This window comes from Rhodococcus sp. p52, assembly GCF_000763325.2.
GTDB lineage: Bacteria > Actinomycetota > Actinomycetes > Mycobacteriales > Mycobacteriaceae > Rhodococcus > Rhodococcus pyridinivorans.
Genome location: NZ_CP016819.1, coordinates 3,966,886 through 3,981,469, shown reverse-complemented (window position 1 = coordinate 3,981,469; position 14,584 = coordinate 3,966,886). Strand labels below are relative to the sequence as shown.

General features: G+C 70.9%; 14 protein-coding genes. 7 read left to right on the top strand and 7 right to left on the bottom strand.

Annotated features, from left to right (window positions below; all coding sequences use genetic code 11):
* Nucleotides 1-17: 17 nt before the first annotated feature.
* From IM25_RS18425 to IM25_RS18410, 4 genes are read right to left on the bottom strand one after another with little or no spacing between them, the layout of a single operon-like run.
* Nucleotides 18-794: a polyprenol monophosphomannose synthase gene (locus IM25_RS18425; protein ID WP_006554797.1), complete on the bottom strand. Its 777-nt coding sequence runs from the start codon at nt 792-794 to the stop codon at nt 18-20.
* Nucleotides 794-2,422, bottom strand: coding sequence for an apolipoprotein N-acyltransferase (lnt, locus tag IM25_RS18420; RefSeq protein WP_065996552.1), 1,629 nt, complete (start codon nt 2,420-2,422; stop codon nt 794-796). The genes IM25_RS18425 and lnt overlap by 1 nt, the downstream gene beginning before the upstream one ends.
* Complete coding sequence (locus tag IM25_RS18415) at nt 2,419-4,029, bottom strand: amidohydrolase (protein ID WP_065996241.1); 1,611 nt, start codon at nt 4,027-4,029, stop codon at nt 2,419-2,421. The genes lnt and IM25_RS18415 overlap by 4 nt, the downstream gene beginning before the upstream one ends.
* Nucleotides 4,030-4,047: 18 nt before the next feature.
* Nucleotides 4,048-4,590: an FxsA family protein gene (locus IM25_RS18410; RefSeq protein ID WP_033098289.1), complete on the bottom strand. Its 543-nt coding sequence runs from the start codon at nt 4,588-4,590 to the stop codon at nt 4,048-4,050.
* Between the two features lie 105 nt (nt 4,591-4,695).
* On the opposite strand from IM25_RS18410, the gene IM25_RS18405 reads away from it, so the two are divergent.
* The 3 genes from IM25_RS18405 to IM25_RS18395 all read left to right on the top strand — a co-directional run bounded on the left by IM25_RS18405 (nt 4,696) and on the right by IM25_RS18395 (nt 8,402).
* Nucleotides 4,696-5,460, top strand: coding sequence for a TSUP family transporter (locus tag IM25_RS18405; RefSeq protein ID WP_033098288.1), 765 nt, complete (start codon nt 4,696-4,698; stop codon nt 5,458-5,460).
* Nucleotides 5,461-5,523: 63 nt separating this feature from the next.
* The gene (locus tag IM25_RS18400) at nt 5,524-7,035 is read left to right on the top strand and encodes a TldD/PmbA family protein (RefSeq protein WP_033098287.1); all 1,512 of its coding nucleotides are present in this window, start codon (nt 5,524-5,526) and stop codon (nt 7,033-7,035) included.
* Entirely contained in the window at nt 7,032-8,402 is a 1,371-nt protein-coding gene (locus IM25_RS18395; RefSeq protein ID WP_065996239.1) for a metallopeptidase TldD-related protein, read from the top strand. Before IM25_RS18400 ends, IM25_RS18395 begins: the two co-directional genes overlap by 4 nt.
* A 46-nt stretch (nt 8,403-8,448) precedes the next feature.
* Here the strand turns inward: IM25_RS18395 and IM25_RS18390 are convergent, their stop codons facing one another.
* From IM25_RS18390 to IM25_RS18380, 3 genes are all read right to left on the bottom strand, one after another.
* The gene (locus tag IM25_RS18390; RefSeq protein ID WP_006550017.1) at nt 8,449-8,982 is read right to left on the bottom strand and encodes a glutathione peroxidase; all 534 of its coding nucleotides are present in this window, start codon (nt 8,980-8,982) and stop codon (nt 8,449-8,451) included.
* Between the two features lie 105 nt (nt 8,983-9,087).
* Nucleotides 9,088-9,588 carry an acyltransferase gene (locus IM25_RS18385; RefSeq protein WP_033098285.1) on the bottom strand — a complete coding sequence of 167 codons (501 nt, stop codon included), beginning with the start codon at nt 9,586-9,588 and terminating at the stop codon, nt 9,088-9,090.
* A 5-nt stretch (nt 9,589-9,593) separates the two neighbouring features.
* The gene (locus IM25_RS18380; protein ID WP_033098323.1) at nt 9,594-10,010 is read right to left on the bottom strand and encodes a PPOX class F420-dependent oxidoreductase; all 417 of its coding nucleotides are present in this window, start codon (nt 10,008-10,010) and stop codon (nt 9,594-9,596) included.
* 74 nt (nt 10,011-10,084) lie between these two features.
* On the opposite strand from IM25_RS18380, the gene IM25_RS18375 reads away from it, so the two are divergent.
* From IM25_RS18375 to IM25_RS18360, 4 genes are all read left to right on the top strand, one after another.
* Entirely contained in the window at nt 10,085-10,849 is a 765-nt protein-coding gene (locus tag IM25_RS18375; protein ID WP_033098284.1) for a precorrin-3B synthase, read from the top strand.
* Nucleotides 10,850-10,945: 96 nt separating this feature from the next.
* Nucleotides 10,946-12,409 carry a dihydrolipoyl dehydrogenase family protein gene (locus IM25_RS18370; protein ID WP_033098283.1) on the top strand — a complete coding sequence of 488 codons (1,464 nt, stop codon included), beginning with the start codon at nt 10,946-10,948 and terminating at the stop codon, nt 12,407-12,409.
* Between the two features lie 13 nt (nt 12,410-12,422).
* Nucleotides 12,423-12,620 (top strand): hypothetical protein, encoded by a 198-nt coding sequence (locus IM25_RS18365; RefSeq protein WP_033098282.1) that lies wholly within the window; start codon nt 12,423-12,425, stop codon nt 12,618-12,620.
* 1,055 nt (nt 12,621-13,675) lie between these two features.
* The gene (locus IM25_RS18360; protein WP_157126969.1) at nt 13,676-13,948 is read left to right on the top strand and encodes a hypothetical protein; all 273 of its coding nucleotides are present in this window, start codon (nt 13,676-13,678) and stop codon (nt 13,946-13,948) included.
* Nucleotides 13,949-14,584 lie beyond the last annotated feature (636 nt).

The window sequence follows — 14,584 nt, the reverse complement described above, 5'->3', positions numbered from 1 at the left end:
CGGCCGCGCGGGCCGAGTCAGCGGCCCAGCAGTGCCCGCAACCGCGCGAGACGGCTGCGCAGCCCCCACACGGTGACCCGCACGAGGGCCTCCTGCACGATGTTGCCGTTCATCTTCGACTCGCCGATTTCCCGTTCGGTGAACGTGATGGGCACCTCGGCGACGGTGAATCCGGCCTGCAGGGTGCGCCACGCCAGATCGACCTGGAAGCAGTAGCCGTGCGAGGCGATCGCGTCGAGGTCGAGCTTCTCGAGCACCTCACGGCGGTAGGCGCGGTAGCCGCCGGTGATGTCCTGGATCGACACCCCCAGCGCGAGACGCGAGTAGATGTTGCCGCCGCGGGAGAGCACCTCGCGGTGCCACGGCCAGTTCACCACCGTGCCGCCGGGCACGTAACGGGAGCCGAGCACCAGATCAGCGCCGGCGTCGACCTTCTCCAGCAGCAGGTGCAACTGCTCGGGGGCGTGGCTGCCGTCGGCGTCCATCTCCACGAGCACCGTGTAGCCGTGCTCGAGCCCCCACCGGAAACCGGCGATGTAGGCGGCACCGAGACCGTTCTTCTCGGTGCGGTGCAGCACCGCGATGCGCTCGTCGGCGGCGGCGAGGTCGTCGGCGAGGTCACCGGTGCCGTCGGGACTGCCGTCGTCGACGACGAGGACATGGGTGTGCGGCAGCGCAGCGTGCAGCCGCGTGATGATCCGACCGAGGTTCTCCCGCTCGTTGTAGGTCGGAATGATCACCAGGGTGCGGGCGCTGGGTGCGCTGTCGTTCCCGGCCGGCGTCGCCGCTGCCATCAGAGGTCCTCCTTGTCGAACCGGCCACCGGCCGGTGCTCCTGCTGCGCCGGTGCTGGTGCGAGCTGCCGCACCGGCCTTCTCCCGCCGTCCTCGCACCAGGACGAAACCGGCGGCGGCCACGGCCGCGGCGCAGAGCACAAGCTCCGGCGCCACTCCGAGCCGACTAGCCAGCGTAACGTCTGCGCGCACGGGCACCTGCGCCACCAGGGCATCGGGCACGAACAACGGTGTGCTCTGCTGCACCCGACCGGCCGGATCGACGATCGCGCTGACCCCGCTGGTCGCCGCGACGATCACGGCCCGGCCGTGCTCGACGGCCCGCACTCGCGACATCGCCAGCTGCTGGTAGGTCATCTCGGTGTCGCCGAAGGTGGCGTTGTTCGTCGGCACCGCCAGCAGTTGCGCGCCGGCGTCGATCGAGTCGCGGAACGCCCGGTCGAAGGCCACCTCGTAGCAGGTCGCCACCCCGATGTCGATGCCGCCGGCGGTGACCATGCCGTCGCCGTCGCCGGGCACGAAATGGCCGGCGCGGTCGGCGTACTCGGAGAACAACCGGAAGAACGACCGCCACGGCAGGTATTCGCCGAACGGCTGGATGATCTTCTTGTCGTGCCGCTCCCCCGGACCGGTCTGCGCGTCCCACACGATCACCGAATTGGTGGTGGTGCGGTCGTCGTTGACGAGCACCGCCCCGACGAGGATCGGCGCGTCGATCGCGGCGGACGCGGCGGAGATGTCGCGTGCGGCATCGGCGTTGCGCAGCGGGTCGATATCGGAGGCGTTCTCCGGCCAGATCACCACATCCGGGGCCGGGGCCCGTCCGGCGGCGACGTCCTCGGCGAGGACGAGGGTGCGGGCGACATGATTGTCGAGCACCGCCTTGCGTTGGGCGTTGAAGTCCAGGCCCAGGCGCGGCACACTGCCCTGGATCGCCGCGACCGTCACCGTCGACGACTCGTCGGTGGTGGTGCGCACCAGCGGCCACGCCGCCGCGGCGAGCAGCGGACCGAGCAGCGTCACCGCGACCGGCACCGTCCAGGCCCGCACGGGGCGGGGACGGCGGGAGGCGGTCAGGGCGAGGGCGGCGAGCCCGGCGCCGGTCGCGGCCACGGCGAACGACACCAGCGGGGCGCCGCCGACGACGGCTAGGGAGACGAACCCACCGTCGGGTTGGCCGAAGGCCAGCCGACCCCACGGGAACCCGCCGAACGGGACGCTCGAGCGCAACCATTCGGTCAGGCTCCACGCCGCCGCGATCCACAACGGCGCGACCGGCAGCGACCGCAGGTGCACCACCAGCGCCCCGAACAGGCCGACGAAGACCGCCTCGGCGGCGGCGAGCGCCAACCACGGCAACGGCCCGACATAGACGCCGATCCAGGGCAGTAGCGGCACCAGGAATCCGAGGCCGGCGAGATAGCCGTAGCCGAACCCGGCGCGTCGCCGCATCGGTACTGCAGTCGATACACCGACCAGGAGCGCGATCCCGACGGGGGCGAGGAACCACAGCGGACGCGGCGGGAACGACGCGAACAGCAAAACTCCCGCGACGACGGCCAGCAGCGCGCGCAGCGCGACGACACGCACCGCCCGCACGGTGACCGTCGCGAGGGGCCGGCCGGTCACCGCGCGTACACGACCCGGCCGCGGTGCACACTGCGCACCAGCACCGGATCGGCGGTGCCCGGGGCGAGATCCGGCAGCGGCGCCACCCGGGACCGCGGATCCGTCGACCATCGCTGCACCGAATCCTTCGGGGCGCTGACCACCAGCTCCCCGACCTCCCAGATCGCATACGACGCCGGCGCACCCGGATCGAGGGTGCCGGCCAGACCGTCACGCACCCCACCGGCACGCCACGCCCCGCGGGTCGCGGCGGCGAACGCCGCCCGCGGCGAGATCCCGCTGCCCTCGGTGCGGTGGTGCACCGCCGCCCGCAGCATCGGCCACGGCTGCGGCGCCGTCACCGGCGCATCCGAGCCGAACGCCAACGCCAGCCCGGTCGCTGCCAGCGGCGCGAACGCGTTCAACGCCGCGGCGCGGTCGGCGCCGAGCCGCTGCGCGTACATCCCGTCCGCCCCGCCCCACAGGGCGTCGAAGCTCGGCTGCATGCTCGCGATCACCCCGTACCGCGACAACACCTCCGCCTGCGCGACCGTCAACGACTCGACGTGCTCGAGCCGATGCCCGCGCGCGGCGAGCACCGGTCCCCCGACCTCCGCGGCGACCGCCTCGAAGGCCGCGACCGCGGCGGTGGTCGCCGCGTCACCGATGACGTGGAAACCGGCCTGAATGCCCGCCGAGGTGCACGCGCGCACGTGCGCGGTCAGCTCGTCCTCGGTCAGATAGCGGGTGCCGCAGCAGTCCGGCAGATCGTCGTACGGGCGGGCCAGCGCGGCGGTGTGCGAACCGATCGACCCGTCGACGAACAGATCCCCGCCCAGGGCATCGGCGCCGGTCTCGGCGAGCAGCTCCGCGGCTTCCTCGCCGGTGCGCGCCGCCTGACCCCAGTAGCCGCGCACCTGCACCGGATGGTCGGTGCCGAGCAGTTCGGTGAAGTCGTCGAGCCCGGAGATGTCGGGGCCGGCGCATTCGTGCACCGCGACGTAACCGTGCGCGGCGAAATCGTCGAGGGCCGCCAGGCGGGCGCGGGCACGCTGCGCGGCGGTCAGCCCGCGGCGGGCGGCGCCGCGCACCGCATGATGCGCCGCGGCGGTCAGCGGCTGCTGCGGATCGAAGCCGGCCAGCTCGTCGAGGGGTTCGGCGACGGCCCGCAACGCGCTCGACGCCGCCGCCGAATGCGCATCGATCCGGCCGAGATAGACGAGCCGGGCCGGGGCGGCGGCATCGAGGTCGGCGGTGGTCGGTGGCGTCGGGTCGGGCCAGCGGGTCTCGTCCCAGCCGTGCCCCCAGATCACCGCGTCGTCGTGCGCATCGGCGTGCGCGCGGACCCGGCGCAATGCGTCGTCGCGGTCGACGGCGTCGGTCAGATCCAGCCCGGTCAACGCCAGGCCGTGGCTGGTGGTGTGCACGTGGGTGTCGACGAAACCGGGGGCGACGAACGCGCCGTGCAGATCGACGATCTCGGCGTCCGGGTGCAGGGCGCGGCCGGGCCGGTCCTGCCCGACCCACACGACCGTGCCGTCGGTGACGGCCATCGCGGTGGCATCGGGGGCGCTGGCGCTGTAGATGCGGACGCCGACGAGAAGCTGGGTGTGCGGTGCAGGGCTCACGAGTGCCCAGTCTGCCCGTTACCGCTCCTCGTGGCGGCGCGGGGTCTCCACGATCTCCCCTTCGAGCACGGTGCCACGGTCGTCGACCTGCTCGGTCACGGCCGCACCACCGGTCAGGTGCGGGGCACCACCGACGACACTGTGATCGACGACCTGCCCGTCGACCACCACCAGCCGCTGCGCGGAGAACTCGGTGACGCGGGCCCGCCGCGCGACCAGCGTGCGCACCGCCGGACGCAGCGCGGCGCGGGACGGCAGCAACAGCAGCACCCCGAGCACGGTGCTGACGATGCCGGGAATCAGCACCAGGGCCGCGCCGGCGCCGATGAGCGCGCCGTCGGTGAGCACCCGCTCCGGGGAATTCGCGTGCGGTGCCCGGCCGCCGCGCAGCTCACCGAGGTTGCGCAGCGCGCGGCGACCCAGGGCGGCAAGCACGAGATAACCGGCGGCGCTGACACCGAGGAAGATCAACACGGTGGCCAGGGCTCCGAGGGTGGAGCCGAGCCAGGCCAGCACCGCGATCTCCGCCACGACGTAGAGCACGAACAACAACGGGTACACGGCGGGACTTCCTTCCGTCGGCGGTTTCTGTCCGGTCAACGAACGGGCCACCGGTTTTGCTCCCGCACCCGACCCGCGGATGCGGCGCGTGATCGAATGGCCGCCATGACTGCAGGTGACTGGGCGTTGCTGATGACCGCCGCGACAGCCGCCGGCTGGGTGGACGCGGTGGTCGGCGGCGGCGGGCTGATCCTGCTGCCCGCCCTGTTCCTCGTCGCCCCGCAATTGACGCCACAGGCGGCGCTGGCGACGAACAAGCTCACCGCGATCTGCGGGACCGGCGCGGCGGTGCTGACCTTCGCGCGGCGCATCCCGCTGCGCTGGTCGCTGCTCGGCCCCGCCGCCCTGGTCGCCGCGCTGGCCGCGGCGGCGGGGGCGGCGGCGGTCTCGCTCATCGACCGGGAGGTGTTCATCCCGATCGTGATGGTCGTGCTCGTCGCGGTGGCGGTGTTCGTCACCGCCCGCCCGAAACTCGGCACCGGCAGCACCCGCCGCCCGTCCACGCTGCGGCTGGCCACCGTCGTGGTCACGGCCGCGGCGGTGATCGGCTTCTACGACGGGATCCTCGGGCCCGGCACCGGCACCTTCTTCATCATCGTGTTCGCGGCGATGCTCGGCAGCGAGTTCGTCACCTCGGCGGCGATGGCGAAGGTGCTCAACTTCGGCTCGAATCTCGGGGCGCTGGTCCTGTTCGCCGTCGGCGGGCACGTGTGGTGGGCGCTCGGGGCGGCGCTGGCGGTGTGCAATGTCGCCGGCTCGGTGCTCGGCTCCCGGATGGCGCTCGCCCGCGGCGCCGGGTTCGTGCGGGTGGTGTTGCTGGTCGTGGTGATCGCCATGGTGATCCGCCTCGGCATCGAACAGTTCGGCTGAACCACCCCGCGGGGCTCGGTGCGGCAACCCCGATGCCGCACATCCCGGCGTTACCGTGGGCGGGTGAATGCGGTGGACGACGATTTCCTGGCCCTGCCGTTGCACGCGGCCGCCGACGCGGGCCTGACGGTCGCGCGGGCGGCGGGCGCGAGTCACGCCGATGTGCGGGTGCATCGGATCCGGACCGGGACGAGCACCCTGCGCGACGGCGCCCTGCAGGCGGCGGTGGACGACAGCGACTGCGGGGTGGCGGTGCGGGTGCTGCTCGACGGCACCTGGGGATTCGCGTCGCATCCGGTGCCCGGCCCGGACGGCGCCGCCGACGCCGCGGCCCGCGCCGTCGCGGTCGCCCGCACCCTGCGCGCGTTGAACCGGGATCCGGTGCAGTGGGCCGACGAACCGGTCCACCGGGACGCGGTGTGGGTCTCGCCGTACGAGATCGACCCGTTCACCGTCCCCGCCGCCGAGCGCATCGCGTTGCTCGAGGACCGTTCGCGGCGACTGCAGGACGCCGACGGCGTCGACCACGTCGCCGCGAATCTGACGCTGGTCAAGGAACAGACCTTCTACGCCGATCTCGCCGGGTCGACGATCACCCAGCAGCGGGTGCGGATCCACTCCGACCTCGACGCGACCCGCGTCGACCGTGCGGCCGGCACCTTCGAGTCGATGCGCACCCTGGCCCCGCCGGCCGGCCGCGGCTGGGAGTATGTGGCCTCGGACCGGTGGTGGGACTGGAGCCGTGAGCTCGCCGAACTGCCCGAGCAGCTCGCGGAGAAGGCGCAGGCCCCGTCGGTGATCCCGGGCCGCACCGATCTGGTGATCGACCCGACGAATCTGTGGCTGACGATCCACGAATCGGTCGGGCACGCCACCGAATACGACCGCGCCATCGGCTACGAGGCCGCCTACGCCGGCACCTCCTTCGCCACCCCCGACCTGCTCGGCAGCCTGCGCTACGGCAGCGACGTCATGCATGTCACCGCCGACCGCACCGAACCGCACGGCATGGCCACCGTCGGCTACGACGACGACGGGGTCGCCGCCCAGTCCTGGGATCTCGTGAAGGACGGGGTGCTCGTCGGCTACCAACTCGACCGGGCGTTCGCCCCGAAGCTCGGGGTGGCCCGCTCGAACGGCTGCGCCTACGCCGATTCGGCGCATCACGTGCCGATCCAGCGGATGGCGAACGTGTCGCTGCGACCCGATCCGAGCGTCGATCGCAGCACCGCCGATCTGATCGCCGGGGTCGACGACGGGCTGTACATCGTCGGCGATCGCAGCTGGTCGATCGACATGCAGCGGCACAACTTCCAGTTCACCGGTCAGCGGTTCTACCGGATCCGCGGCGGCCGGCTCGCCGGGCAGGTCCGCGATGTGGCCTATCAGGCGTCGACCACCGAGTTCTGGGGTGCCCTCGAGGCAGTCGGCGGCGCGTCGACCTGGCAGCTCGGCGGCGCGATGAACTGCGGCAAGGCGCAACCCGGGCAGGTCGCGTCCGTCTCGCACGGCTGCCCGTCGGTGCTGGTGCGCGGCGTGAACGTGCTCAACACGGTGCAGGAAGGTGGCCGATGATCCCCGGAGACCGACTCGTCGAAACCGCCCTGGCGACCTCGCCTGCCGACGAGACCATCGTGATGGTCACCGACAGTGCCGAGGCGTCGCTGCGGTGGGCCGGCAGTTCGATGACCACCAACGGCTCCGCCCGTGCCCGCGGCGCCACGATCCTCGCGATCCGCCGCACCCCCGACGGGGCGCACTGCGGGGTGGTCAGCGCCCCGATCGTCGACGCCGACGACATCGGCGCGGTGGTTGCCGCGGCGTGGGCGGCCGCGCAGCAGGCCCCGGCGGCCCCGGATGCGATGCCGTTGATCGACGGCGACGACACCGACCCGCAGTGGGGCGACGAGGCCGTCGGCACCGACGTCGAGGTCTTCGCCCCGCTCCTCGACGGGCTCGCCGCCGGCTTCGACGACACCGACGCCCTCTACGGATTCGCCCACCACCAATCCACGACGATGTGGCTGGGCACCTCCACCGGGGTGCGGCGCCGCTGGGTGCAACGCGACGGGTCGCTCGAGATCAACTGCAAACGCGGCGGCCTGACCGGGGCGAGCGCCTGGGTCGGCGCCGGCACCGTCGACTTCACCGACATCGCGATGGATCCGCTGCGCGCCGAACTGGCGCGGCGGATGGACTGGGCCGGTACCCGCGTCCACCTGCCCGCCGGACGGTACGAGACGCTGCTGCCACCCTCGGTGGTCGCGGACCTGATGATCCCGCTGCTGTGGTCCCTCGACGGGCGCGGCGCCGAGGAGGGCCGGTCGGTGTGGGCGGGGCCCGGCGGACCCCGCCTCGGCGAGCAGATCGCCGCGCTGCCGGTGACGTTGACGTCCGATCCGGCCGCCCCGGGGCTCGGTTATGCGCCGTTCGTGGTCGCCACCGCCTCCACCGACAGCGTCTCGGTGTTCGACACCGGGATGAGCGCCTCGCGGGTCGACTGGCTCCGCGACGGCGCCCTGCACGCGCTGGCGTATCCGCGGGCCGCAGCCGCCGAATTCGGGGCCACCCCCACGGCGCCGGGTGAGAATCTGCTGCTCACCGGTGGCAGCACCGCCGATGTGGACGACATGATCGCCCGCACCGAACGCGGTCTGCTGCTGACCACCGTGTGGTACCTGCGGGAGGTCGATCCGGCGGTGCTGTTGCTGACCGGCCTGACCCGCGACGGGGTGTATCTCGTCGAGGACGGGCAGGTGCGGGCGGCGGTGAACAACTTCCGGTTCAACGAATCCCCGGTCGATCTGCTCGGCCGCGCCACCGAGATCGGCGCCACCGAACGCACCCTGCCGCGGGAGTGGAAGGACTGGTTCACCCGCACCGCGATGCCGCCGGTGCGCATCCCCGACTTCCACATGTCCTCGGTCAGCGCCGCCCACTGACCTCCGGTCCGGTCGGTGACGTCCATCGATCGGACCCGGTAGGGGCTCAGAGCAGGTCGGTGAGTTCCTTGCCGATCTCCTCGGGGGTGACCGTCGGCTCGAAGCGGCGCACCACCGCACCCTGCGGGTCGACGAGGAACTTGGTGAAGTTCCACTTCACCTCGTCGGTGCCGATCGCCTCCGGACGGGTCTTGCTCACGTGCTCGAACAGGAAACCGTGCTGCGGCCCGAAATCACCGGGAGCCTCGGCGCGCAGGTGCCGGTAAAGCGGGTGCGCGTCGTCGCCGTTGACATCGACCTTCGCGAACACCGGGAAGGTGACGTCGAAGTTCACGCGGCAGAACTCCTGGATCTCGCTGTCACTACCCGGTTCCTGACCACCGAACTGGTTGCACGGGAACGCCAGGATCTGCAGGCCGCGCTCGCCCAGCTCGCGGTGCAGCGCCTCGAGGGCCTCGTACTGCGGGGTCAGGCCGCACTTGCTGGCGACGTTGACGATCAGCAGATGCCGGCCGGCGAAGCGGGCGAGATCCTCGCTGCCGCCGTCGGCGGTGGCCACGGTGTACTCGTGCACGGACATGCGCTCTCCTGAACTGGGTTCGATCGGCTCCGCCCCGCAGGTGAGGCCGAGATCACCACGGACCCTACGGGATCGGACGACCCGGGCGGGGCTGCCGGTGCGGGGTCAGTCCAGGTCGCGGACGTGCCGGGCGGGGCTGCCCAGATGCAGCGTGTGCGGGGCACAGTCCTTCGTCACCAGCGAGTTCGCGCCGATCACCACACCGGCGCCGATGCTCACGCCCGGCATGACCACCGCACCGGAGCCGATCCACGCGCCGTCGCCGATGGTCACCGGCTCCCCCGTCAGCGTCGACGCGCGCTGTTCCGCGGTGCCCATGCGGTGGCTGCTGGTGAGCACCCGCACGTGGTCGCCGAGGAACACCCGCTGCCCGAGGGTGATGTCGGCGACCGTGTCGAAATAGCAACCGTGGTTGACGAACGAGCCCGCGCCGAGGGTGAGCCGGCCGAGGCCCTGCACCACCACGCCGGTGTGGATCAGGCTCGGCGGTGCGGCGTCGACACCGGCGCGGCGCAACCACTTCCAGCGACTCCCGCTGGAGATCAGCGGGCTGCTTGCGAGCGCCACCGCGATCGCCTGGGACCGATAGGTATGAGAACGAGCCACGACGCCTACCCGCCGAGCTTCTCGTCGGCAGGATCGAGCACACACGCCAACCCGACGGTGCCGGTGCGGCCGCGGCGCACCACGCTCGCGCCGACGATGATCCGGCCGAGCAGCCCGTACTTGCGGGCGATCAGCGACCGGGCGTGCGCCGACCCGTCGGCGTCGAGCACCTCCCCGGTGCCGGGCACCGCCGCCGACTTCGGGTTGCCGCGCGCGTCGCAGATCGCCAGGGACACCCGCGGATCGCGGCGCAGTCGCCGCACCTTGTAGGCGTCGGCGACCGTCCACACCAGCAGCCGGTTCCCGTCGGGCGCCGCCCACACCGGGGTGTCCACCGCGCTGCCGTCCTTGCGGTATGTGGTCAGCAGCACGAACTTGGCGGCGGCGAGGTCCGCGAAGGTGGGGGTCGTCGACTCGGGCATGGCCACCACCCTACAAACCGCCCGGTCTCACGGCACCGCTCGTCCCCCCGGCGCCGCGTTCTACGCTGGCGGTCATGGCCGATACCGCTGTCGACGTGCACCTGCCCGCCGGGCACCTGACCTCCGCGCAGGTGCAGGTGCTCGCCGAACTCGCCCACACCCACGGCGGCGGCGAACTGCACCTGACCGCCCATGCCCAGCTGCGGGTGCGCGGCGACCACGCCGCGATCAGCGCGGCCGTCACCGCCGCCGGTCTCACCGTCGACGTGCCCACCCGCGCACGGCTTCTCGTCTCCCCGCTCAGCGGCCGCATCGGCGGACACCACGACCTGCGCGAACTCACCGCCACGGTGATCGCGCGCCTGGACGACCGGCCGGTGGCGGCCGGCACCGTCCTCGGGCTCGACGACGGCACCGGCGACATCGTCGCCCTCGCCTCCACCGTCGCGGTCCTCGCCCGCCCCGACGGCCGCTTCGCGGTGATCCGCGACGGCGCCGACACCGGGGTGCGCGTCGACCCGCAGGACGCCGCCGAGGCGCTGCTCACCCCACCGACCGACCCCACCGGGGATCCGGAACCGGTACCGGAGCAGCCGCGGCCACCGATCGGGTGGCTCGACCAGCCCGACGGGGCCGTCACCCTCGCCGGCGGGCTGCCCGGCGGGATCCTTCCCGCACGACTGGCGGAATTCCTCGCCGCCGTCGAACGTCCGGTGATCGTCACCCCGTGGCGGTCGGTGCTGCTGTGCGATCTCGACGAGTGGACCGCCGAACAGGTGGTGCGGGTGCTCGCCCCGATGGGGTTGATCTTCGACGCCGACTCCCCGCATCTGCGCTGAGCCGCCGCTGACCTGCACGAACGGGCGGACTTCGCGAACCGGACCGTCGCCCCCGATCCGGCCCGCCGACGGTTCGGCCGCGCCTATCGTGGACGGATGAGCGGTCCGACAGCGGAATCCGACAGTTATGACGTGATCGTCCTCGGCGCGGGCCCGGCCGGGGAGAACGCCGCCCAGTACGCCATCGCCGGCAGCGACCGCACCGCGGTGCTCGTCGAACACGAACTCGTCGGCGGCGAATGTTCCTACTGGGCCTGCATGCCCAGCAAAGCCCTGCTGCGCCCCACCCAGGTGCTCACCACCGCCCGCAACATGCCCGGCGTCGCCGACAAGATCAGCGCCCACGGCGTCGAGGTACCGGCCGTACTCGCCCGCCGCGACAGCTTCACCCACAACCGCGACGACAGTTCCCAGGTGGACTGGGCCGAGGGCGCGGGCATCGACGTCGTGCGCGGCCACGGCCGCCTCGACGGCGAACGCACCATCACCGTCTCCGGTGCCGACGGCGAGCGGCGCCTGCAGGCCCGGCACGCCGTCGTCCTGGCCACCGGCACGCTGCCCTCGATCCCGGACCTGCCCGGGCTGCGCGACGCGCTGCCGTGGACCTCCCGCGATGCGACGAACCTGCTCGAGGTCCCCCGCCGGGTGCTGGTGGTCGGCGGCGGTGTCGTCGCCTGCGAAACCGCCACCTGGCTGCGGCAACTCGGCGTCGAGGAACTCACCCTCGCGGTGCGCGGCGACCGGTTGCTGCCGCGCGTGGAGCCGTTCGCCGCCGAACGCGTCGCCACCCGCATGGCCCACAAGGGCCTGAATGTGCGCTACGGCACCGAGATCCGCTCGGTGCAGCGCCCCGACGTCAAGGACACCGGCGTCGGCCGCATCCACGGCGGTCCCGCCACCGTGGAGTTGTCCGACGGCAGCACTGTCGAGGTCGACGAGATCGTCGTCGCCGCCGGCCGCTGCCCCGCCGTGGACGGGCTCGGTCTCGACACTGTCGGCCTGACCGACGGGAAGGTGACCGTCGCCGACGATCTCACCGTCGACGGGGTCGACGGCCAGTGGCTGTATGCGGTCGGGGACATCGCCGGTCGCGCCGCACTGACCCACATGGGCAAATACCAGGCGCGGGTGTGCGGGGACGTCATCGCCGCCCGCGCCGAGAACCGCCCCACCGACGGGTCACGATTCCGGGCGAGCGCCGACCACGGCCAGGTCCCGCAGGTGATCTTCACCGTCCCGGAGATCGCCGCGGTCGGCCGCACCGCCGAGCAGGCCCGCGCCGACGGACTCGACGTCGAGGTCCTCGAGGCCGACATCGACGTCGCCGGGGCCTCGCTCGCCCGCGACGACTACGCCGGCCACGCCGCGCTCGTCGTCGACCGCGCCACCGACACCCTCGTCGGCGCGACCTTCGTCGGTCAGGAGGTCGCCGAACTCGTCCACGCCGCCACCATCGCCCTGGTCGGGAAGGTGCCGCTGGACGCCCTGTGGCATGCGGTGCCGTCCTACCCCACCATCAGCGAGATCTGGTTGCGGCTGCTCGAATCCCGCCGCAGCTGACCGCCTCTCGAACGTGCAGTTGTCGTGGCGACACGCCGCGTGGCGACGAGAACTGCACGCCGACGGTCAGCGCGGCAGACGCCGCCACACCGCGCGCGGCAGCAGGCGCATCCCGAAGAACACCGACGGCATGCTGCGCCGCACCCTGCGCTCCCCCGACGGTGCCGAGGGCACGCAGTTCCCCGCGGTCTACGTGCATTTCGGCACGTAGACCGGCGACTTGTTGGAGCCCGGGCCGACGATGAGCGCGGGTTGCCTCCGGTGATGCGGACGCCACGGACCTCATCAACAGCGGTGACTGTCACCTGATGCGCCGGTGCCGCCACCTACCTGCTCACCGTTTGTTTCACGCCCGTAGTTCCCTGGCTCCGACCGACACCACCACCAGGACGGTGGGTTTGACAATGTGACGGCCGACCGGCGCGGACGACATCGTGAACGATCGAAGATCGTCATTCCGATTCCCTGTCGATGTCCTTGTCGGCTCCCCGCGCCGGTGAAGGACAGTCGGACCGTAGGCTGGGACCAGGACGCGAGCGAGGGAAGGAGGCGATTGTGCTGGTAGGTGTGCTGGCCACAGTCCTCGGTTGTCTGCTCCATAAATGGGCAGCCGTGGCAGCCGCTCGACTGAATTTCGGCTCTCGGTTTCCTTATCTGTGGGGCATGTATCCGGTGCGTCCGACGCGTCGGGTCAAGCGCGCTCAGACAGCAGGGTGGCTGCTCAGCATTGTCGGTGCGTTCGGTGTCGCGAGGCGTTGTGGAATACGGCCCCTGGACGGAGTCTCGACGCCGTCCTCTCCATACTCGTCGTGGTCAACCTCGTCGTGGTCAACGCAGGTCCGAATCTCGTCACGACAGTCATTCATAACCGCACTGTTCCCCAACCTTGAGCAGTGGCGGTATCGGCTGTCGGGAACTTTCGCTCACGAATATTCAACATTCCCACAGACATCCGGCTGGTCCTGCAAGGTCGTGGACGCGATCGAGCGCTCCGAGACGGGCTGGACACGGACAAACGTCTACCTCGGGGTGCACGAGCGACGATGACCCTAGTCTCGGAAAGGTGCCTTTCGGAGAACTGGTCGCTCCGCCTCTGGGGCGGTAGGTGGACCCCTACCCGCAACGTCGCTGCTGAGGGGATCCCTGTGACTTTCCGAGACACGTCTCGACACCGATATCGTCCGGGTGTTCGCGCTGGCAGGTGTCGCCGTCGGCCTGATCTTGTATGTCGCTGCCTTCTTCATCACCGCACCGACCGAGGTGTGCATGACTCGACTGACATCGCACATGACCGGCTCCGAGGCAGTGGTAGCGACCTCAGCGAGCGCCGACAAGCAGTGGGTGGGGATCGTCGCATCCCGCTGTCAGTGGACGTTCGCGACCGGGCCCCACGCCGGCGCTTCCGTGTCCGAGCATGTCGTGGAATGGGGGCCGTCGGCATTGGCGATCGTTGGCCTTGTCGTCGCGGTGGCCGGCGTGGGGAGCTGGATGTGGTTCCGCACCAAGCACATAAATGTTGCGCGGACCGACCGCGGGTGACGTCACATCACGGAGGCGCGGATCGAGCGAGCGACACAGCAGACTCGGGGTCGTCTACCGATGCTGAATGCCGTTGTCGCTACGAACAATATTTGTCAGACCTGCCCCTGGTTCTGCAAAGTTATGGACGCGATCGGCCGGTCTCCGGCACCGTCCCGGTCCAGAAAACGCGCTCACCTTGGGTTTCGAGGCTGGCGGTGCGTAATTGACAATTAGCAGCACCGACTTCGCACAAACCATGAGTGACAAGGGGTCGCGTCAAGTTATCGTGCGGTTTCGCTTCGCGGGTGTAGGTTCTACGAGTCAGTATCGGTTTCCGTATTCGTGTCGGTGAACCCTCTCATCTCGGCGTTTCCCCAGTTCAGAGGTAGAGGCGCAGCGAGATGAGGACGGAATGTCTGTGGACTTCGACAAGCTCGCAAGCATCCCTGGCATGAGCTTGGAACCGAGCAGGTCCAGAGCTGCACTTGCACTACTGGACGACTTTCAGCGAGAACCTCCATTGTCGACTCTCCCGTCCAGGAGTGTTTCTGGGGATCGGCTGCGGCCTTCAACTCGGTTGTTCGTGCAAGTTCGGAAGGCCTACCTGGGTTGTTCGCCAGATCAATCGCGAATCATAGATTTGATCAAATAATG